A 20,085-nucleotide genomic window follows, 5' to 3' on the forward strand; every position below is an offset into this window, starting at 1 on the left:
GGCCACACCCTGTCAAGTACGACCCGCTGATGCCATGGGGTGGCCGGGGTGCTGTGAACGGGGGATAACCCCACCCTGTGTGAGGCAGGCCCTAGACTCCCGTCCGTACCAGATCGTCGACAGTGACCGAGGAGCGAGGAACGGACGTGCCTGAACCAACGGTATCGACCGTAACCGTGCTCGCGGCGGACTACTTCCGGAGTTATTCGGTCGTCGGCCTGCTGGCCGCGCTCGGTGTGCTTTTCGTGGCCGTCGCCTTCGGCGCGGGCCGCCTGCTGCGGCCCGTCGTCCCGACCCCCGAGAAGCTGCTGACCTACGAATGCGGTGTGGACCCGGTCGGCGAGGGCTGGGCGCACACCCAGGTCCGCTACTACGTCTACGCGTTCCTCTACGTCATCTTCGCCGTCGACTCGATCTTCCTGTTCCCGTGGGCGACGGTGTTCGCCGCCGCCGGTTACGGCGCCACGACGCTGGTGGAGATGTTCATCTTCCTGGGCTTCCTGGCCGTCGGCCTGCTCTATGCGTACAAGAAGGGCGTCCTCGAATGGACGTGACACCGGCTGTGACGCCGACCGAGGGCGTGCTGCTCCCGGAGCCCAAGCGCCTCGGAGTCCTCTCCCGCCTGGCCCCGGAACCGATGAAGGTGGTCCTGAACTGGGGCCGCCGGTACAGCCTGTGGGTCTTCAACTTCGGCCTGGCCTGCTGCGCGATCGAGTTCATCGCCGCGTCCATGGCCCGGCACGACTTCATCCGGCTCGGCGTCATCCCCTTCGCACCGGGGCCGCGTCAGGCCGACCTGATGATCGTCTCGGGCACCGTCACGGACAAGATGGCCCCGGCGGTGAAGCGGCTCTACGAGCAGATGCCGGAGCCGAAGTACGTCATCTCCTTCGGCGCCTGCTCCAACTGCGGCGGCCCCTACTGGGACTCGTACTCGGTGACGAAGGGCGTCGACCAGATCATCCCGGTCGACGTCTACGTGCCGGGCTGCCCGCCGCGCCCCGAAGCCCTCCTCCAGGGCATCCTCAAACTGCAGGAGAAGATCGCCCGCGAGTCGCTGGCCGAGCGCTACGCGGCCGGGCCGTCCGTGTCCCAGCTGACGAGCGGCCTGGTCACGCCCCCTCCGGCACCCGCGCAGGGGGCCGGAGCGTGAACCTCTACGACTCCCTTCCCGACGCGGCGGCAACGGTCTTCGGCGCCGAGGCCGTCGCCGAGATCTCGTACGACGTCCTCACGGTGGACGTGCCCGTCGGCAGCTGGATCTCCGCCCTGGAGATCGCCCGGGACAAGCTGGGCTGCACGTACTTCGACTGGCTGAGCGCGGTGGACGAGCCCGGCACCGGCTTCCGGATCTGCGCGCACGTCGCGTCCCTGGAGAACCACCGGGTGCGCCGACTGCTGCTGCGCACGACCGTCCCGCACGGCGCCGCCTCCCTGCCGTCCGCGGTCGCCGTCTACGCGGGGGCGGAATGGCACGAGCGCGAGACGTTCGAGATGTTCGGGGTGACCTTCACCGACCACCCGCACCTCGTTCCCCTCCTCCTCCCGGAGAACTTCGAGGGCCACCCGCTGCGCAAGGACTTCGTCCTGGCCGCGCGCGTCGCCAAGGCCTGGCCCGGTGCCAAGGAGCCCGGCGAGGCGCACGACCCGGACGCGCCCAAGCGCCGCCAGATGCTCCCGCCGGGCGTACCGGACCCCAACGACTGGGGCCCGATGAAGGGCCAGCTCCCGCCGGCCCCGTCCCGCCCGGCCCGCACCCCGCGTGCGGCCGGCGCGGCGGGCGCCGCCGCGCGCACCCCGCGCGAGGGCGCCCCGGTCCGCCGCACCCGCTCGGTCACCGAGGGCTCGGCCACCCAGTCCCCGGCCGACGCGGCCACCGGGACGGGCGCGGAAGCCGCCCCCCGCCCGCCGCGCCGCACCCGCTCGGTGTCGGAGGGCTCGGCAAGCCAGTCGGCCCCGGCCGACGCCGCCACCGACACGGCTGCGGAGTCCACCCCCCGCCCGCCGCGCCGCACCCGCTCGGTCGCCGACGGCTCGGTGAGCCAGGCCCCGGCCCCGGCTCCGGACGCGGAGGAGGCGGCCGCCGCGCCGCGCCGCACTCGCTCGGCATCCGAGGGCTCCGCGAGCCAAGCTGCCGCAGGCGCCGCCCCGGACGCGGAGGAGGCGGCCGCCGCGCCGCGCCGCCCGGCACCGCGCAGCTCGGACGCCCCCTGGCACGACCCGAAGCCCGCCTTCGAGGAACCGGCTCCCGGGTCGGCTCCGAAGGCGGAGCCGGGGACCGGACCCGAGCCGGCCCCCAAGGCCGCACCCAAGGCAGAACCGGAAACCGGGCCCGCTGCGGGCGACGGGACCCGACCCACCACCGACCCCACCACCGACCCCGACAACGGAGGCGACGCGTGAACGACGTCCTCGACGTCGCCCTGCGGCTGATCGTCGTCTTCGCCGTCTTCCTGGTGCTCCCGCTCGTCGTCGGGCAGACCGAGCACAAGGTGATGGCCCACATGCAGGGCCGCCTCGGCCCCATGTACGCCGGCGGCTTCCACGGCTGGGCCCAGCTCGTCGCCGACGGGGTGAAGTTCGCGCAGAAGGAAGACATCGTCCCGGCGGGCGCCGACCGCCGGATCTTCCAGCTCGCCCCCGCCGTCGCGCTGCTGCCGTACCTCCTCGTCCTCCTGGTCATCCCCATCGGCCCGGGCGAGGGCGCCGTAGGCCAGCTCATCGACGCGGGCCTGTTCTTCGCGCTCGCCGTCATGGGCGTCGGAGTCCTCGGCTCCCTGATGGCCGGCTGGGCCTCGGCGAACAAGTTCTCCCTGCTCGGCGGCCTGCGCACCGCCGCGCAGCTGCTCGCCTACGAGCTCCCGATGCTGCTCGCGGCCGCCTCCGTCGCCATGGCGGCCGGTACGGTCTCGCTCCCCGGGATCGTCGAGGCCTTCGAGTGGTGGTGGCTGCCCTGGCAGATCGCCGGCGCGCTCGTCTTCTTCGTCGCCGGCCTCGCCGAACTGCAGCGGCCCCCCTTCGACATGCCCGTCGCCGACTCGGAGATCATCTTCGGCGCGTACACCGAGTACACCGGCCTGCGCTTCGCACTGTTCCTCCTCGCCGAGTACGCCGGCATCGTCGTCCTCTGCGCCCTGACCACCGTCCTCTTCCTCGGCGGCTGGCACGGCCCGTTCGGCGACGACCTCGGCTGGGTCTGGACCCTGCTCAAGATCGCGATCCTCGCCTTCGTCGTGATCTGGCTCCGCGTGAGCTACCCGCGCCTGCGCGAGGACCAGCTCCAGAAGCTCGCCTGGACCACACTCATCCCGCTCGCGCTCGCCCAGATCGCGCTCACCGGCATCGTGAAGGTGGCGATCCAGTAATGCCCATCCCCGGATCCGGCCTGGCCAAGGGCCTGGCCGTCACGCTGCGCACGATGACGAAGCGCTCGCACACGGCCCAGTACCCCGAGGTCCAGCCCGAACTGCCGCCCCGCTCCCGCGGGGTCATCGGTCTGTTCGAGGAGAACTGCACCGTCTGCATGCTCTGCGCCCGTGAGTGCCCCGACTGGTGCATCTACATCGACTCCCACAAGGAGACGGTCCCGGCGTCCACCCCCGGTGGCCGCGAGCGCAGCCGCAACGTCCTCGACCGCTTCGCCATCGACTTCTCCCTCTGCATGTACTGCGGTATCTGCATCGAGGTGTGCCCCTTCGACGCCCTCTTCTGGTCGCCGGAGTTCGAGTACGCGGAGACCGACATCCACGAGCTGACCCACGAGCGCGACAAGCTCCGCGAGTGGATGTGGACCGTCCCGGCGCCGCCCGCGCTGGACCCGGCGGCCGAGGAGCCCAAGGAGATCGCCGCCGCCCGCAAGGCGGTGGAGAAGGCCGAAGCCGCAGCCGCGGCGGCAGCCGCCGCCGAAGCCGCAGCAGCCGAAGCCGCCGCCCAGGCGGCCGAGACCGAACCGCCGACCGAACCGACCCCGGAGGGAGACGCGTGAGCCCCGCCGCCACCCTGGCCGAAGCCGCCACCACCACCGGGCCCGGCTTCCTCTCCCCGGCCGGCGTCGAGATCGCCTTCCTCCTCGTCGGACTCGCCACCCTCGGCGCGGCCCTCGTCACGGTCACCACCAAGCAGCTGGTGCACGCCGCCCTGTGGCTGGTCGTCGCGCTCGGCGGCATCGCCGTCGAGTACCTGCTGCTGACCGCCGAGTTCATCGCCTGGGTCCAGGTCCTCATCTACCTCGGCTCCGTGGTCGTCCTCCTCCTCTTCGGGCTGATGCTCACCAAGGCCCCCATCGGCCGCTCCCCGGACGCCGACTCCGGCAACCGCTGGATCGCGCTCGGCGTCGCCGTCGTCGCGGCCGTGTCGCTGGTCTGGGTGGTCGTCGACGCCTTCCGCACCACCTGGATCGACCTCGACGGACCGGCCCAGGGCTCCACCAAGGTCTCCGGCGAGATCCTCTTCCAGCACTGGGTGCTGCCGTTCGAGGCGCTCTCCGTCCTCCTCCTCGCAGCCCTGATCGGCGCCATCGTGCTGTCCCGCAGGAACGAACCCACCGACGCCACCGACGCCAGCGACAAGGGGCAGCGCTGATGCACCTCGCCTACCCCGCCGTACTCGCGGCGCTCCTCTTCTGCACGGGCCTGTACGGGGTACTCGCCCGCCGCAACGCCATCCTGGTCCTGATGTCCGTCGAGCTGATGCTCAACGCCGTCAACCTCAACCTGGTGGCCTTCGACGTCTGGCTGCGCGACGCCCTGCACGCCGGCCAGGCCCTCACCCTCTTCACCATCGCGATCGCCGCCGCCGAGATCGGCATCGGCCTCGCGATCGTGCTGATGGTGTACCGCAACCGGGGCACCTCCGACGTCGACCGGCTGCGCGACACCGCCGAAGGCCACGAGCCCGCCGCGAACAACCAGAGCGAGGTCACCGCGTGAGCACCACGACCCTCGCCGCCCTCGTCCCGCTGCTCCCCTTCCTGGGCGCGGTGGCGGGACTGCTGCTCGGCCGCACCGCCCCCGGGTTCGTCCGGCCGCTCGCGATCCTGCCGACGCTCGGGGCCGCCGTACTGGCCGTACTCGTCGCCCTCCGCCAGGGCGGCGGCGAGACGATCTATGCCGCGACCGAGCTGACCCCGACCGGCTCGGTGCCGATCGACCTGTCGCTCTACATCGACGGCTTCGCCGCGCTGGTCGCCGTCCTGGTCGGGGTGGTCGCCACCTGCGTACAGGTCTACTCGACGGCGTACCTCCGTGAGGACCCGCGCTACCCGTCGTATGCCGCTCTCGTCTCACTGTTCACCTCCGCCATGCTGCTCGTCGTCTACTCCGGCGACCTGATGGTGCTGCTGGTCGGCTGGGAGGTCATGGGCATCTGCTCGTACTTCCTGGTCGGCCACTACTGGGAGACCGAAGCGGCCCGCTCCGCCTCCCTGAAGGCCTTCCTCGTCACCAAGCTCGGCGACGTCCCCTTCCTGATCGGCCTGTTCGCGCTCGCGGCCGACGCCGGTTCCTTCGAGATCCCGAAGATCCTGGGCACCGTCGCCGCGGGCGGACTCGACCACCCGACCCTGATCGCGCTGCTCCTGCTCGCCGGTGTCGCGGGCAAATCCGCGCAGTTCCCCCTGCACACCTGGCTCCCCGACGCCATGGCGGGCCCCACCCCGGTCTCGGCGCTCATCCACGCCGCGACGATGGTCGCCGCCGGTGTCTACTTCATCGCCCGCCTCCTGCCCGTCTTCGCGTCCTCCTGGGCCGCGCTGGTGGTCATGGCCGTGATGGCGGCCGTCACGATGGTCGGCTCCGGCCTGGCCGCCATCGCCCAGGACGACATCAAGCGGGTGCTCGCGTACTCCACGATCGGTCAGCTCGGCTACATGGTCGGCGCCCTGGCCGTCGGCGACCGCGGCGCCGCCGTGTTCCACCTCCTGTCCCACGGCGCCTTCAAGGCGCTCCTCTTCCTCGGCGCCGGCGTGATCATCCACGCCGCCGGTACGAACTCCCTGGGCGTCATGTCCCGGATGGACGGCCTGGCCAAGCGCATCCCCGACGCCTTCTGGACGATGACGATCGCGCTGCTCGCGCTCGCCGCCGTGCCGCCCTTCGCCGGCTTCTTCTCCAAGGAAGCCGTCCTCGTCGCCGCCGAGCACACCGCGACCGGCCACTCGGAGTTCGCGCCCAGCGCCGCCGGCTGGCTGGTGCTCGTCGCCGGTCTGCTGACCGCGCTGCTCACCGCCGCCTACGCCACCCGGCTGTGGCTGATGGCCTTCCGCGGCCGGGGCGCCGCCGCCCCCGACCACGGCAAGGAGCCCCTCGCCATGACCGGCGTGCTGTGGCTGCTGGCGATCCCGTCGATCGGCTTCGGCCTCGCGGCCGGCCCCCTCTCCGACTGGTTCGACGGCGGGGAACTCACCCCGACCCTCGTCACCTCCGTCCTCGGCACGGGTGCCGCGGCCATCGGCGCGATGCTCACCTACGCCCTCTGGCAGCGCGCCTCGGCGAAGGCCGCCCTCGCGACCGCCGCCGGCACCGGAGCCGGTGCCGCAGCCGGTGCCGGAGTACCCGCAACCGTCGCAGTCGCCGCCGCCGAATCCGCCGCGGAAGCCCCGGAGGTGGCCGAGGTGACCCACGATCACCCCGCCGTCCCGGCCGGCCCCGCCGCCGACCCCGGCAAGGCGTTCCTCGGCCCGCTGCACCGCCACGCGGCCGTCGGTTTCCACCTCGACGCCGTCTACGACCGGCTGTTCGTCCGGCCCGTCCGGGCCGCCGCGAGCCTCGTCCGCTTCCTCGACCGCGAGGTCGTGGACACATACGTCCGCGGCGCGGGCACCGGCACCCAGCTGCTCGGCAGCCTCGTACGCCGCGCCCAGACCGGCAACGTGCAGAGCTACCTGAGCGCCCTGCTCGCCGGCGCCGTGGTCCTGGCGATCGCCACCGCCGTCCTCGCCAACGTCAACGCCGGATCGTGAGCCGTGAGTCAGCCGTGATTGATATCAGCCCGTCCGTGATGCAGTTCCTTCTGGCGTTCATCGTGGCCGCACCGCTCCTCGGCTCCGCCGCGGCGCTCCTGCCGGCCCCGCCCGGCCTCAAGGGCAAGAGCCCCGAGCAGGCCGTGCTCCGCCACGGCGTGACCGTGACCAGCGTGATCCTCGCCGCGGCCGTCGCCCTCACCCTGGGCTTCGACCACGACGCCCCGTCCCGCATCCAGGCGACGACGGACATCAGCTGGATCCAGGCGCTGAACGTCCGGATCCACCTCGGCGTCGACGGCATCTCGCTCCCCCTCCTCCTGATGACCGCGCTGCTGTTCTTCCTCTGCGCGCTCTACAGCTACTTCAAGCTGCCCGCGGGCCCCTCCCCGAAGGCCTTCGTCGCCCTGCTCCTGGTCCTGGAGTCCGGCACCCTCGCGACCTTCGCCGTCCTCGACCTGCTGCTCTTCTTCCTCGCCTTCGAGATGGTCCTCATCCCGATGTACTTCCTCATCGCCCGCTGGGGCGGTGCTCAGCGGCAGGCCGCCGCCTGGAAGTTCATCCTCTACACGCTCCTCGGCTCCGTCGTCATGCTGCTCGGTCTGCTCCTGATCGGACTGAACAGCGGCACTTTCGACATGGTGACACTGGCCTCTGACAACGGCCGCGAACTGTCCCACACCACCCAGCTCCTGGCCGTTCTCGCCATCGGCATCGGCCTCGCCGTGAAGACCCCGATGTGGCCCCTGCACAGCTGGCTGCCGGACGCCCACACCGCCGCGCCCACCGTCGGATCCGTCCTGCTGGCCGGCGTCCTGCTCAAGATGGGCACGTACGGGTTCGTCCGCATCCTGCTGCCCATCACCCCCGACGGCATGGCCACCTTCGCCCCCTACCTGGGCGCCTTCGCGGCAGTCGGCATCGTCTACGGATCGCTCGCCTGCCTCGCCCTGGCCCGCAAGGGGAACAAGGGCGACCTCAAGCGCCTGATCGCCTACTCCTCCGTCGGCCACATGGGCTTCGTCCTCCTCGGCATCGCGAGCATGACCCCCACCGGCGTCAACGGCGCGCTCTTCGCCAACATCGCCCACGGCCTGATCACCGGCCTCCTCTTCTTCCTGGTCGGCGCCCTCAAGGACCGCTACGGCACCGCCGACCTGGACACCCTCGCCGGAGCCACCGGCGCCGCCCTCTACGGCCGCGCCCCCCGCCTCGGCGCACTCCTCGCCTTCGCCGCCGTCGCCTCCCTGGGCCTGCCGGGCCTCGCCGGCTTCTGGGGCGAGATGCTGGCCCTCTTCGGCGCCTTCGACCCCGCCGAGGGCCTCTCCCGCCCCGCGTTCCTCACCTACGTGGCCGTCGGCGCGTTCGGCACCCTGCTCACCGCCGCGTACCTCCTGATCGTCGTACGGCGCGTCTGCATGGGAGACCCGAAAGCCGGTCCCGAGCTCGCCGTCGCCGACATCCAGCGCTACGAGTTCGCCGCCTGGACCCCGCTCGTCGCCCTCACCGTCCTCGCCGGCCTGTGGCCCGCGGTCCTCCTCGGCCTCACCGACCCGGCCGTCCAGAAGCTCCTCGCAGGAGGCAATTCATGACGGCCATGACGGCCCTGACGGTCCTCTCCGCCGAGGCCCCGAGCCTGGTCCAGTCCGTCGACTGGCTCGCCATCGCACCCGTGGTGATCACCGCCGCCGTCGGCCTGGTCGTCCTCGTCGCCGACCTGTTCCTCACCGAACGCCACAAGCCGGTCCTCGGCTGGATCTCGGTCGCCGGCCTCGCCGCCGCGACCGCCACCCTGCTGCCGCTGCGCGCCGGTGACCGCGCCACCTTCTGCCTCACCGGCGACCCCGCGGCCTGCAGCTACGTCGCAGACCACTTCACGCTCGTCATCCAGTTCCTGGTGCTGGCCGGCGCACTGGTCACCGCCCTGGTGTCGGTCACCGCCGTCCACGACACCCGCATGCCGGCCGGCGAGTACTGGTTCCTGCTGCTCTCCTCCGCCTCCGGAGCGGCCCTGCTGCCCGCCTCCCGCGACCTCGCCACCCTGATCGTCGCGCTGGAAGTCGCCTCGCTGCCCGCCTTCGCCCTCGTCGGCATGCGCCGCGGCGACCGGCTCTCCTCCGAGGCCGCCCTGAAGTTCTTCCTGTCCTCCGTCACCGCCACCGCCGTGTCGCTGATGGGCGTCAGCTTCGTCTACGCCGCCACCGGCTCCCTGCACCTCACCCAGGTCGCCGACCGCCTCGAAGACGTCCCCGGGCAGCTCGACACCCTCGCCATCGCCGGCGTCGTCCTCACCCTCGTCGGCTTCGCCTTCAAGACCGCGGCCGTCCCCTTCCACTTCTGGGTCCCCGACACCTACGTCGGAGCCCCCCTGCCCATCGCCGGCTACCTCTCGGTGATCGGCAAGGCCGTCGGCTTCACCGGCCTCATCCTCGTCACGGTGATCGCCTTCCCGGCGTACTCCGACGTCTGGGGCCCGGCCCTGGCCGTCCTCGCCGCCCTCACCATGACCCTGGGCAACGCCGCCGCCCTGCGGCAGTCCCCGGACCGCCCCAACAGTGCCGTACGGCTGCTCGCCTGGTCCTCGGTCGGCCAGGCCGGATACCTGCTGGTCCCGATCGCCGCGGCCGCGTACTCCGGGCGCGACCAGATCGGCTCCACCGTCGCCTACGCCCTCATGTACGCCGCCGTGAACCTCGGCGCCTTTGCCGTGGCCGCCCTGGTCGCCCGTACCAAGCCGCTCCACCGGATCAGCGACTACCGCGGGCTCTACGCCGAGCGCCCGCTGGCCGCCCTCTCCCTCGGCTTCTTCCTGCTCTGCCTGGCGGGACTGCCGCCGGGCATCATCGGGCTCTTCGCCAAGGTCACCGTCTTCCGGTCCGCGGTCGACGCGGGCCTGGGCTGGCTGGCCGTGGTCATGGCGATCAACGTCGTCATCGCCCTGTACTACTACCTGCGCTGGACGGCCCTGCTCTTCCGCACCCCCGAGGGCGCGCAGACCCGTACGCGCGCCCCCTGGCCGGTGGCGGCGGCCATCGTCGTCACGGCGATCACGGCGCTCGTCGTCTCGGCCGCCCCGGAGCTCATCCTGCGCGTCACCTCGGGCAGCCTCTTCGCCCAGTAACGGGCGCTTGTAATCCGTACGGAGCAACGCCCGCCGCGTCCCCGCCGCCCCCCGCGCAGGGGCGGCGGCGGGCGGCCGCCCCTGCGCGCCCTGGGAACCAGACGCCCTCACCTCGCGTTGACCAGGAAGGGAGGGTCCACTGGACCGTAGACCCTCAAATCCATGACGGGCTCCCCTGCCGCACCACTTGGAGGGCGTACCGTGCACCGCCGGCACAACGGGCTGAAGACCGCCGTACTCCTCGGCGGGCTGTCCGCACTCATCATCCTCATCGGAAGCTTCTTCGGACGGGGCGGCCTGATCATCGCCGTCCTCGTCGCCCTCGGGACCAACGCCTACGCGTACTGGAACAGCGACAAGCTGGCTCTACGCGCGATGCGCGCCCGCCCCGTGAGCGAGTTCGAGGCTCCCCAGCTCTACCGCATGGTGCGCGAGCTCTCCACGTCCGCGCGCCAGCCCATGCCACGCCTGTACATCTCACCCACCGAGGCCCCCAACGCCTTCGCCACCGGCCGCAACCCGCGCAACGCCGCGGTCTGCTGCACCGAGGGCATCCTGCGCATCCTCGACGAGCGCGAGCTGCGCGGGGTCATCGGCCACGAGCTCAGCCACGTCTACAACCGCGACATCCTGATCTCCTCGGTCGCCGGCGCCCTCGCCTCGGTGATCATGTTCCTGGTCAACTTCGCCTGGCTGATCCCGATCGGCCGCTCGAACGACGACGAGGGCCCCGGCCTCCTCGGCATGCTGCTGATCATGATCCTGGGCCCGCTGGCCGCCTCCGTGATCCAGCTGGCCATCAGCCGCTCGCGCGAGTACGAGGCCGACGCCTCCGGCGCCCAGCTCACCGGCGACCCGCTCGCCCTGGCCAGCGCCCTGCGCAAGCTCGACGCGGGCACCAAACAGCTCCCGCTGCCCCCGGAGCCTCGGCTGGAAGCGGCGAGCCACATGATGATCGCCAACCCGTTCCGCCCAGGTGCGGGCCTTTCTAAGATGTTCTCCACACACCCTCCGATGGCCGAGCGCATCGCCCGGCTCGAACAGATGGCAGGCCGCCGCCGATGAAGACAATCCTCAACATCATTTGGCTCATCCTCAGCGGCATCTGGCTGTTCCTGGGCTACCTCCTCGCGGGTGTGCTGCTCTGCATCACGATCATCGGCATCCCGTTCGGCATCGCCGCCTTCCGCATCGCGGTCTACGCCCTGTGGCCCTTCGGCTACACCACGGTCGAGCGCCACGACGCGGGCGCCCCGTCCTGCATCGGCAACGTCCTGTGGCTGGTGCTGGCCGGCTGGTGGCTGGCCCTCGGCCACATCGTCACGGGCATCGCCCTCTGCGTCACGATCATCGGCATCCCGTTCGGCATCGCCAACTTCAAGATGGTCCCGCTCTCCCTGCTCCCGCTGGGCCGCGAGATCGTCCCGACGGACGCGCCCTTCGCCTCGCGCTGACGCAGCCCACGGCGTCGTGAACGCCGCAGCACACCCGCCCGCAGGCCGACCGGATCGGCCTGCGGGCGGAGTTGTCCACAGGCCTGGGCGACTGTCGGTGGGGTGCGTCACCATGAACGCATGAACGAGACCGAGCAGTTGCTGGAGCAAGTAGCCGTGCGGGCACGCAACTCCGCGCAGGGGCACGGAAAGCCCCTGCCCGCCGTCCTGGGCGCACAGGAGATCACCCGGGCCGAGGGCATACTCGGCTTCGCCCTGCCGCCCCTGCTCGCCGCGCTGTACACCCGCGTCGGCGACGGCGGATTCGGCCCGGAGTGCGGACTGCTGTCACTGCACGACTCCGTCCGTGCCTACCGGGCGGGCCGCTCGTCGGCCTGGCGCTGGCCCGAGGGCGTGCTGCCGATAGCCGACTTCGGCTGCTCCATGTCCGTCTGCGTCGACTGCCGCTCCGACACCGCCCAGGTCCTGCTCTTCGACCCCGGCCTCGGGGAGCCGGAGCTCGCCTGGTCCATCGACACCCCCAGCCTCGCGGCCTGGCTGCACGGCTGGCTCGACGGCACCGCCTGGTACTGCGACGGGTCCCCGGCGGGGGAGGAGTACGACCTGGAGCTGGCGCCCTGGGACGGATTCAGATCCCGGATCTGAGCCGCCCCCGCACCCCGTGGACCAGTACGCCCACCACCAGCACCGCCGCCCCCCACGCCGCGGACGCGAGGGGCAGCGCACACGCCAGCACCACACAGCCGGACAGCCCGACCACTGCCACGGCCCGACCCTTGACAGCTGAATCGAGAGTCCACGCGGAGGCGTTCGCGATCGCGTAGTAGACGAGCACTCCGAAGGAGGAGAAACCGATCGCGCCCCGCAGATCGGCGGTGGCCGCCAGCACCGCCACGACCGCACCCACTGCCAGCTCCGCATGGTGCGGCACCTGATGCCGAGGATGTACGGCCGCCAGGGCGCGCGGCAGATGGCCGTCCCGGGCCATCGCCAGGACCGTCCTCGAAACACCGAGCACGAGCGCCAGCAACGAGCCCAGCGCGGCCAGGGCCGCGCCCACCCGGACCACCGGGGCCAGTCCGGGCCAACCGGCCGCCCGCACCGCATCGGCGAGCGGCGCCGGCGACTGCGCCAGCCCCTCCACACCGAGCACCGACAGCGCCGCCACCGCCACCGCGGCGTACACCAGCAGCGCGATCCCCAGCGCGATCGGCACCGCCCGTGGGATCGTCCGTTCCGGATCGCGCACCTCCTCGCCCAGGGTGGTGATCCGGGCGTAGCCCGCGAAGGCGAAGAACAGCAGACCCGCGCCCTGCAACAGCCCGAGGACGCCCCGGTCGGACCCGCTCAGCCGCCCCGGGTCGGCCGCCTCGGAGGACAGACACACCACGACCACCCCGGCCAGCACCGCCAGCACCACCGCCACGATCAGCCGGGCGATACGGGCCGACTTCTGCACGCCGCCGTAGCTCGCGGCGGTCAGCGCCACCACCGCCGCGACGGCCACGGCGTGCTGCCGCCCCGGCCACAGGTACGCCCCCACCGTGAGGGCCATCGCCGCGCAGGACGCCGTCTTGCCGATCACGAACCCCCAGCCGGCCAGATACCCCCAGAAGGGCCCGAGCCGCTCCCGCCCGTAGACGTACGTGCCGCCGGACGCCGGGTACCGGGCGGCCAGCCGCGCCGAGGAGTGCGCGTTGCAGTAGGCCACCAGACCCGCCACGCCCAGAGCGGCGAGCAGAGCGCCACCCGCCGCCCGCGCCGCGGGAGCCAGCGCGGCGAAGATACCGGCGCCCACCATCGCGCCGAGTCCGACGGCGACGGCGTCGGACACCCCCAGGGTGCGCTTCAACTCGTTTTCCACGGGCGGAGGGTAACCCCGCTAGATGACGCCCTCCCGGCCGGTCAGTGGCGTCCGCGTGCGCTCCCAGCCCTCCAGGGCGGTCAGACAGGCATGGTCCAGGTGGCGCAGCCCGCTCAGATCCAGCCGCACCGGCTGCCCGTGCGGCAGCGCGTCCAAGGCGTCGAGCAGCTTGGGAAGCCGCAGGAAACTGGCGTTCCCCAGGACCTGCACACACAGCTCCTCGTCCTCCCACACCTCCTCGATGTGCACGTGGGAGGTCTCCCAGGCCGCCTTGGCGACAGCGAGCCCCAGCCCGATCAGCACGCCCTCGAAGAGATTGGTGACCACGATCGCCGAGGCCGTGACCACCAGCACCACCGCCTCGCCCCGGTGCGTCCGCCACAACGCGGCCACCGCCCTGGCCGGCAGCAGCTTCCAGCCCGCGTGCAGCAGCACCCCGGCCAGCGCCGCCAGCGGCACACTCTCCAGGAGCTGGGGGAACGCCACGGCGAAGAGCAGCAGCCAGCCGCCATGCAGCACCCTGGCCGCGCGGGTCCGCGCCCCGGCCTCCACATTGGCGGCGCTGCGCACGATGACCGCGGTCATCGGCAGCGCGCCGAGCAGCCCGCACACGCTGTTGCCCACACCCTGGGCGATGAGCTCCTTGTCGTACTCGGTCCGCGGCCCGTCGTGCATACGGTCCACGGCCGCGGCGCTGAACAGCGTCTCGGCGGAGGCGATCAGTGCCAGCGCGACCACGGTGCCGACCGCGCCGACCGAGGCCAGGACCTCGAAGTCCCCCCAGCCGGGCGGGGACACGGCTGCCAGTACGCCCGTCACCCGCACCTTCTCGACGGGCAGCCGCAGCAGGATGGCCGCGGCGGTGGCGGCGGCCACCCCGACGAGCGCCCCGGGCACGATCCGCAGCCGGGCGGGCACCCGGCGCCAGGCGACCATGGCGGCGATCGTCCCGACCCCGAGCAGTACGGCGGCCAAGTCGGCCTGCGCGCCCAGCTCGTGCACCCCGCGCAGCTTCGCCAGGGTCTGCCCCGGCGCCTCCACACCGCCCAGGGCATACAGCTGCCCGGAGATCAGCACCAGCCCGATCCCGGCCAGCATCCCGTGCACGACGGCGACGGAGATCGCCCGGAACCACCGCCCGAGCCGCAGCATCCCCATGCCCAGCTGCGCCACCCCGGCGGCCAGCACCAGCACCCCGAGCGCGGGAAGCCCGTAGGCCTGCACCGCCTCGTAGACGAGGACGGTGAGACCGGCCGCGGGCCCGCTCACCTGCAGGGAGCTCCCTCGGAACCATCCGGTGACCAGCCCGCCGACCACCCCGGTGACGATCCCCAGCTCGGCCGGCACCCCGGAGGCGACCGCCACCCCGACGCACAGGGGTAGAGCGACCAGCGCGACGACCACGGATGCCCCGAAGTCATCACGGAACGTGCCGGCCCCAGCCATGCGAGAACCCCCTGCCACGCGGTGATGTGATGCCATCCAGCGTGGTGGGCGTACTCATCGTGTCCCAAGTGCCCACAGGAGTCCGCGGTGGCGCGTGCGCCGCACACGCCCCGCACACACCCCCTTCACGACCGCCGCGGCCCGGCGGTCGGTGAAGACCGCCGGGCCGGCGTGGGGCAGGTCGCGGAACAGGGTCAGCGGTAGTTCACGAACTGGATCGCGAAGTCCAGGTCCTTGCCCTTGAGCAGCGCCTGGACCTCCTGGAGGTCGTCACGGCTCTTGGAGCTGACGCGCAGCTCCTCGCCCTGGACCTGGGCCTTGACGCCCTTGGGACCCTCGTCCCGGATGATCTTCGCGACCTTCTTGGCGTTCTCCTGGGAGATGCCCTCCTCGATCGTGGCGAAGATCTTGTACTCCTTGCCGGACAGCTGCGGCTCCCCGGCGTCCAGCGCCTTCAGCGAGATCCCGCGCTTGACCAGCTTGGTCTCGAAGACGTCGAGGACGGCCTTCACGCGCTCCTCGGAGTTCGCCTCCATGAGGATCTTCTCGCCGGACCAGGCGATGGTGGCGCCGGTGCCCTTGAAGTCGTAACGCTGCGAGAGCTCCTTGGCGGCCTGGTTGAGGGCGTTGTCGACCTCCTGCCGCTCGACCTTCGAGACGATGTCGAAACTGGAGTCGGCCATGTGCTGTGGCTCCTTGAAGTCGGTTGTGATCACCCCGGAGGGCGGGGCCGGACATGCCCGGCCCGCTCGGCAAAGCCTAGCCACCGCGCCCACCCGCGGTGCTGATCAATCCGGTGGTGAAGCACCCCCGGTCATCAGGTATCGTTTACGTCGTTGCCAGGGAGCGCCGCCGCAAGGCGGAAAAAATGGCAGCAACTCTTGGCGGTGTGCCCGAGTGGCCAAAGGGAGCAGACTGTAAATCTGCCGGCTCAGCCTACCCAGGTTCGAACCCTGGCGCCGCCACGCGAGTGGAACCCCCGTTCATCTGTGGAATCACAGTGAGCGGGGGTTCTTTCGTATCCCGGGTTGCTCCGGTCAGATGAACTACTCACCTGACTGGGCCACAGCCCCGGCCCTGCCAGCGCCACAGCGAGGCCGTGGCCAGGTCGGATGGGCGGCGCGTGACGCACGCACCCCTCCCATCGCATCCCGCGGCAGCCCTCGGCGCCGGCGGGTAAGGAAGCCATGAACCTGAACCATCAGCCGGCGACGATTCAACGGCCCCGGGGGCGCTCCCGGGTTCTGCTCGCCTCCATCGCCGCCGCGGCGGCCCTCACCGGCCAGCTGATCGCGCTGGCGCCGGCCGCATCCGCGGACGGGCCCAAGCCGACGGGCCACCACGACGTGAAGCCCGTCGAGGGCAACAAGCACGGGCTCTCGGAGCACGACAAGCACAAGAAGCACTCGCCCCTGGTCGTGCACGGCCTGCGGCAGTTCACCTCGGACAACACCTTCACCCCGCCGCCGGGCGTCACCTCGGTGTTCGTCCAGGCGTGGGGCGCCGGCGGTGGCGGCGGCGGTGGCGGCGGGTCCGCGCGCAACAACGGTGGCGGCGGCAACCCGAACAACCCCAACAACTCGAACAACCCGACCGGTGGGGCCGACGGAGCCGCGGACACGGACGCAGCCGCGGCCGCGCGGAACGTCGGTGGCCACGGCGGTGGCGGCGGTGGCGGCGGCTTCACCTGGTGCGTCATCCCGGTCACCCCGCTGACGGACTACGGAGTGGACGTCGGCACCGGAGGCGCCAACGGCCTCGGCGGCGCGCCGGGCGCCAACGGCACCGCCGGCACCGCGGGCACCACCACGTCGCTGACCGTGGCGTCGAGCAACACCGTGCTCCTCACCGCCACCGGCGGCGGGGGCGGCGGTGGCGGCGGCGCCGCGGACCGCGGTCCCGGCGAGCCCGGCACGCCCGGCCTGGGCGGCACCGGAACGTGCTCCTCGGGCGGCGTCAACCACGACGGTGACCCGGGCAACCCCGACGGCACCGGCGGCGGCACCGCGGACGGCATCGTCCAGCTCCCGGACGGCACGGCCGTGGGCGGCGACGGCGGCCGCGGCGGCGGCACCAACCGGGCCATCGGCAACTCCGGCTCCCGCGGCAAGGACGGCGGCGACGGCTACGTAGTCATCTACTGGTAGCCGCACCTCCGCACTGCCGCACCACAGCACCGACCGGAAGCCCGTCCCGCCCGCCACCACGGACGGGCGGGCTTCCCGCCGCCGGCCGCCGTCGCCCGACGGCGTACCGGCCACGGCCGCAACGTCGGCAGCCCCTGTTCGTTCACCAGGGGTGAAATGGACATCTGACACGCGCGGGAAGGTCGGCGGCGGGGTGCTCGCGGCCCTGCTCGGCGCAGGGATCCCGGCTCTGGTGGGAGCGGCTCTCCACACGGACGTGGGGGATCCCTACCAGGAGACCCGGCTGTACTTCGGCACCCAACGGGCCGACGGCCGCGACCCGGTGGAGGAACGCGAGTTCATGCGCTTCCTGGACCTGGAGATCACCCCCGCCTTCCCCGAGGGGCTGACCCTCCACGACGGGTACGGCCAGTGGCGCGGCCAGGACGGCAAGATCGTCCGCGAGACCTCGTACGAGGTGGTCCTGCTCTACCCGGAGAAGGAAGCCGACGAGCGCAGCACGCGCATCGAGCGGATCCGGCAGGCGTACGAGGACCGGTACCAGCAGGATTCCGTCGGCCGGTCCGACGACAAGGTCAGCGCCGGGTTCTGAACCGCCGGACCACCGGACCGCCGCGCTGCCGGGCCACCAGGTCGCCGGACTGCCGGGGCGTCGGCCTCAGTTGCCCGCCACGTCCTTCACGGCCACCTGGACCGGCGTCGAGCCGGAGACCAGCTCCAGCGTCAGGCCCGCCGTCGCCGGGGTCTCGATCAGCTCGGCCAGCACCGCCGCCACGTCGTCGCGCGGGACGGCCCCGCGGCCCGTCTGCGCCTCCAGACGGACCAGGCCCGTCCCGGCGTCGTCGATCAGCGAACCGGGGCGCAGGACGGTCCACTCCAGGCCCAGCCGGGTCCGTACGTGGTCATCGGCCTCGCCCTTGGCCCGCAGGTACGCGTCGAAGACCTCGTCACCGCCGTGGTGCGCGTCCGCACCCATCGAAGAGACCATCAGGAAGCGCCGCACGCGGGCCCGTTCGGCGGCATCGGCGAACAGCACCGCCGCGCCCCGGTCCACCGTGTCCTTCCGCCCGATTCCGCTGCCGGGGCCCGCACCGGCCGCGAACACCGCCACGTCCGCGCCCTGCAGAATCCCCGCCACATGCTCCACCGAGGCCGATTCCAGATCGCACAGCACCGGCTCGGCGCCCGCATGCCTCAGGTCGTCGCCCTGTGCCGGGTCGCGGACGATGCCCGCGACCTCGTACCCGCGCGCGGCGAGCAGGCGCTCCAGCCGCAGCGCGATCTGACCGTGTCCACCCGCGATGACGATGCGCATGACCCGACCGTACGACGAGCCGGGCGCCGACGCCCGCGAGCGGACGGCGAACTTCAGGGCCCCGCCTCCGTACGGCCCTGCCGGGGCAGGTCCAGGGCCACCGCGACGGCGGAGTCGCAGTACTCCCGTACGGCACTCGTACGGGCTACCACGCGCCCGCGGTGGATCACGATCCGGCTGTAGGCGAGGGACAGCACGCCCGCGATCCGGTCCCCGCGCACGGCGAGCAGCTCCGCCGGGAAACCGGCCTCCACCCGGACCTCCGGCAGGCCCATGGCCTCGCGGGCACAGCGGCTGACGGATTCGTACGCCTCGCCGGCCCGGAGCCCTCCCTGGGAGGCCAGCAGGTACGCGGCCTCCAGGGGATCCCCGCGGCCGACGGGGTTCCCGGCGTCCCGCAGCGCCCCGCTGCCGGCCGCGACGCGCACACCGGCGGCCCGCAGCAGCCGGACGGGGGCGGTGCGCAGGCCGCGGCGCTCCAGGGCCGCGCAGTCGCCCTGGGGCAGGCAGGTGACCCGTACGCCGGCCGCGGCCAGCTGATCGGCGGCGCGGGCGGCCGCGTCCAGCGGGAGCCGGGACAGGCCGCCGCACGGGCCGATGGCCACTCCGGGGCGCAGCCCGCCGGCCATCGCCGCGAGCCGGGCGAGACGGCCCGGGTCGTCACCGTCTGTGTGCAGATCCACGGGGCAGCCGTGCTCGGCGGCGAGTTCCAGGACGGCTTCGAGGAAGCCCGTCGGGTCCGGGTCCAGGTCGGGGCAGCCGCCGATCACGGAGGCGCCCATCTTGACCGCGTCCCGCAGCATGGCCAGCCCGTCCGCGCCGGCCGCCCCGGTCAGCAGCCGGGGTACGGCCACGGCGGTGAGGTCGGCGAGCCCGCGCAGGGAGCGGCGGGCCTGGAGCACGGCTTCCATGGGGCCGAGGCCGTGCACGTCGCCGATGCGGACGTGGGAGCGGACCGCGGTGGCGCCGTGCCCGAGCTGGAGCAGGGCGGCTTCGGTGGCCCGGCGCTGAACCTCGTCGGGGGCGTAGGAGACGGGCCCCTCGGCGTCGGCGGTCAGCGCGGTGTCCCCGTGGGCGTGCGGCTCGGCGGGGGCGGGCAGCAGCAGATAGCCGGTCAGGTCCACCCGGGCCGGCGCGGGGGAGGGGAGGCTGCCCGCGGTGCCGACGGCCTGGATCCGGCCGCCGCCGAGGCGTACGTCGACGGTGCGGCCGTCGGTGAGGCGCGCCCCCGCGAGCAGCAGGGTGGTGGCCTCGGCGGCGGCCGCGTTGCCGTTTCCGCCGCGGGGCGCTTGGAACGGCTGCGGCGGCTGGCTGTCGGACATCGCGCTCCTGCGGTGGCTCGGGCGGTTCCTGGAGCCGTGGCCCGCGGCCCAAGATCACGCAGCGTGCTCAGAGCCTAGGGCGCGGCGCACCCCGCTTCGCGGAAGAGCGCAATAGTCGTACCGGTGTGGTGCCACGCGCCGGGGCGCTCGCGCGTGCGCCCGAGGGGCTCCAGGGCTCCGACCGGCGGGCGCCGGAGTGTGAGCCCGCCCACATTTCGCCCGAGAAGTGGGGTGGAAGTGATCGGTGGGTTGATCGAGAGCGACTGGCGGACCCCCTCGGAGCCCTGTCCCCGCAAAGGATTTGGGCGATCGGCAGGCAACCGTGTAATGTCTTCATCGCTCGCCCCAATAGCTCAGTCGGTAGAGCGTCTCCATGGTAAGGAGAAGGTCTGCGGTTCGATTCCGCATTGGGGCTCTGGTGAGAGAGGTTCCCCACCCTCGGGTGGGGAGCTGATCAC

20 protein-coding genes and 2 tRNA genes are annotated in these 20,085 nt (G+C 72.4%); 17 read left to right on the forward strand and 5 right to left on the reverse strand.

Features of this window, described 5'->3' with window-relative positions; genetic code table 11:
- Positions 1-146 precede the first annotated feature (146 nt).
- From JYK04_RS25050 to JYK04_RS25110, 13 genes are all read left to right on the forward strand, one after another.
- Entirely contained in the window at positions 147-554 is a 408-nt protein-coding gene (locus JYK04_RS25050; RefSeq protein ID WP_030012240.1) for an NADH-quinone oxidoreductase subunit A, read from the forward strand.
- A complete protein-coding gene (locus tag JYK04_RS25055) occupies positions 545-1,153 on the forward strand; it encodes an NADH-quinone oxidoreductase subunit B (protein WP_189733430.1) in 609 nt (202 codons plus the stop codon). The genes JYK04_RS25050 and JYK04_RS25055 overlap by 10 nt, the downstream gene beginning before the upstream one ends.
- Positions 1,150-2,403: an NADH-quinone oxidoreductase subunit C gene (locus JYK04_RS25060; protein ID WP_189733428.1), complete on the forward strand. Its 1,254-nt coding sequence runs from the start codon at positions 1,150-1,152 to the stop codon at positions 2,401-2,403. Before JYK04_RS25055 ends, JYK04_RS25060 begins: the two co-directional genes overlap by 4 nt.
- On the forward strand, positions 2,400-3,365 hold the full coding sequence (locus JYK04_RS25065; protein ID WP_189733427.1) for a complex I subunit 1/NuoH family protein: 966 nt from the start codon (positions 2,400-2,402) through the stop codon (positions 3,363-3,365). Before JYK04_RS25060 ends, JYK04_RS25065 begins: the two co-directional genes overlap by 4 nt.
- Entirely contained in the window at positions 3,365-3,985 is a 621-nt protein-coding gene (locus JYK04_RS25070; RefSeq protein WP_189733425.1) for a NuoI/complex I 23 kDa subunit family protein, read from the forward strand. The genes JYK04_RS25065 and JYK04_RS25070 overlap by 1 nt, the downstream gene beginning before the upstream one ends.
- Positions 3,986-3,999: 14 nt before the next feature.
- Positions 4,000-4,581, forward strand: a complete 582-nt coding sequence (locus JYK04_RS25075) for an NADH-quinone oxidoreductase subunit J family protein (protein WP_189733769.1) — start codon at positions 4,000-4,002, stop codon at positions 4,579-4,581.
- Positions 4,581-4,928 (forward strand): NADH-quinone oxidoreductase subunit NuoK, encoded by a 348-nt coding sequence (gene nuoK / locus JYK04_RS25080; RefSeq protein WP_030726044.1) that lies wholly within the window; start codon positions 4,581-4,583, stop codon positions 4,926-4,928. The genes JYK04_RS25075 and nuoK overlap by 1 nt, the downstream gene beginning before the upstream one ends.
- The gene (locus JYK04_RS25085) at positions 4,925-6,958 is read left to right on the forward strand and encodes an NADH-quinone oxidoreductase subunit 5 family protein (RefSeq protein ID WP_189733423.1); all 2,034 of its coding nucleotides are present in this window, start codon (positions 4,925-4,927) and stop codon (positions 6,956-6,958) included. The genes nuoK and JYK04_RS25085 overlap by 4 nt, the downstream gene beginning before the upstream one ends.
- Before the next feature lie 38 nt (positions 6,959-6,996).
- Positions 6,997-8,550, forward strand: a complete 1,554-nt coding sequence (locus JYK04_RS25090; RefSeq protein WP_189733768.1) for a complex I subunit 4 family protein — start codon at positions 6,997-6,999, stop codon at positions 8,548-8,550.
- 5 nt (positions 8,551-8,555) lie between these two features.
- A complete protein-coding gene (locus JYK04_RS25095) occupies positions 8,556-10,079 on the forward strand; it encodes an NADH-quinone oxidoreductase subunit N (protein WP_373297366.1) in 1,524 nt (507 codons plus the stop codon).
- Between the two features lie 201 nt (positions 10,080-10,280).
- Positions 10,281-11,144, forward strand: a complete 864-nt coding sequence (gene htpX, locus JYK04_RS25100) for a zinc metalloprotease HtpX (RefSeq protein ID WP_189733766.1) — start codon at positions 10,281-10,283, stop codon at positions 11,142-11,144.
- Entirely contained in the window at positions 11,141-11,533 is a 393-nt protein-coding gene (locus JYK04_RS25105; protein WP_189733420.1) for a YccF domain-containing protein, read from the forward strand. The genes htpX and JYK04_RS25105 overlap by 4 nt, the downstream gene beginning before the upstream one ends.
- Positions 11,534-11,653: 120 nt before the next feature.
- The gene (locus tag JYK04_RS25110) at positions 11,654-12,178 is read left to right on the forward strand and encodes an SMI1/KNR4 family protein (RefSeq protein WP_189733418.1); all 525 of its coding nucleotides are present in this window, start codon (positions 11,654-11,656) and stop codon (positions 12,176-12,178) included.
- On the opposite strand, the gene JYK04_RS25115 is transcribed toward JYK04_RS25110, so the two are convergent.
- From JYK04_RS25115 to JYK04_RS25125, 3 genes are all read right to left on the reverse strand, one after another.
- On the reverse strand, positions 12,162-13,397 hold the full coding sequence (locus tag JYK04_RS25115) for an APC family permease (RefSeq protein WP_189733416.1): 1,236 nt from the start codon (positions 13,395-13,397) through the stop codon (positions 12,162-12,164). The two genes, JYK04_RS25110 and JYK04_RS25115, sit on opposite strands and share 17 nt — an antisense overlap.
- 18 nt (positions 13,398-13,415) lie before the next feature.
- Entirely contained in the window at positions 13,416-14,843 is a 1,428-nt protein-coding gene (locus JYK04_RS25120; RefSeq protein ID WP_189733414.1) for a SulP family inorganic anion transporter, read from the reverse strand.
- A gap of 194 nt (positions 14,844-15,037) precedes the next feature.
- A complete protein-coding gene (locus JYK04_RS25125; RefSeq protein ID WP_030009008.1) occupies positions 15,038-15,526 on the reverse strand; it encodes a YajQ family cyclic di-GMP-binding protein in 489 nt (162 codons plus the stop codon).
- 200 nt (positions 15,527-15,726) lie between these two features.
- Between JYK04_RS25125 and JYK04_RS25130 the strand changes: the two genes are divergently transcribed.
- The 3 genes from JYK04_RS25130 to JYK04_RS25140 all read left to right on the forward strand — a co-directional run bounded on the left by JYK04_RS25130 (position 15,727) and on the right by JYK04_RS25140 (position 17,582).
- A tRNA-Tyr gene (locus JYK04_RS25130) sits at positions 15,727-15,808 on the forward strand.
- 222 nt (positions 15,809-16,030) lie between these two features.
- Positions 16,031-16,990, forward strand: coding sequence for a hypothetical protein (locus tag JYK04_RS25135; RefSeq protein WP_229874986.1), 960 nt, complete (start codon positions 16,031-16,033; stop codon positions 16,988-16,990).
- Positions 16,991-17,141: 151 nt separating this feature from the next.
- Positions 17,142-17,582 (forward strand): DUF3574 domain-containing protein, encoded by a 441-nt coding sequence (locus JYK04_RS25140; RefSeq protein WP_189733412.1) that lies wholly within the window; start codon positions 17,142-17,144, stop codon positions 17,580-17,582.
- Positions 17,583-17,648: 66 nt separating this feature from the next.
- On the opposite strand, the gene JYK04_RS25145 is transcribed toward JYK04_RS25140, so the two are convergent.
- Both JYK04_RS25145 and JYK04_RS25150 read right to left on the reverse strand, forming a co-directional pair.
- Positions 17,649-18,305, reverse strand: a complete 657-nt coding sequence (locus JYK04_RS25145) for an SDR family oxidoreductase (RefSeq protein WP_189733410.1) — start codon at positions 18,303-18,305, stop codon at positions 17,649-17,651.
- A gap of 53 nt (positions 18,306-18,358) precedes the next feature.
- Positions 18,359-19,627, reverse strand: coding sequence for an amidohydrolase family protein (locus JYK04_RS25150; protein WP_189733408.1), 1,269 nt, complete (start codon positions 19,625-19,627; stop codon positions 18,359-18,361).
- A 342-nt stretch (positions 19,628-19,969) separates the two neighbouring features.
- On the opposite strand from JYK04_RS25150, the gene JYK04_RS25155 reads away from it, so the two are divergent.
- A tRNA-Thr gene (locus tag JYK04_RS25155) sits at positions 19,970-20,042 on the forward strand.
- Positions 20,043-20,085 lie beyond the last annotated feature (43 nt).

The sequence above is a fragment of the Streptomyces nojiriensis genome (genome assembly GCF_017639205.1).
GTDB lineage: Bacteria > Actinomycetota > Actinomycetes > Streptomycetales > Streptomycetaceae > Streptomyces > Streptomyces nojiriensis.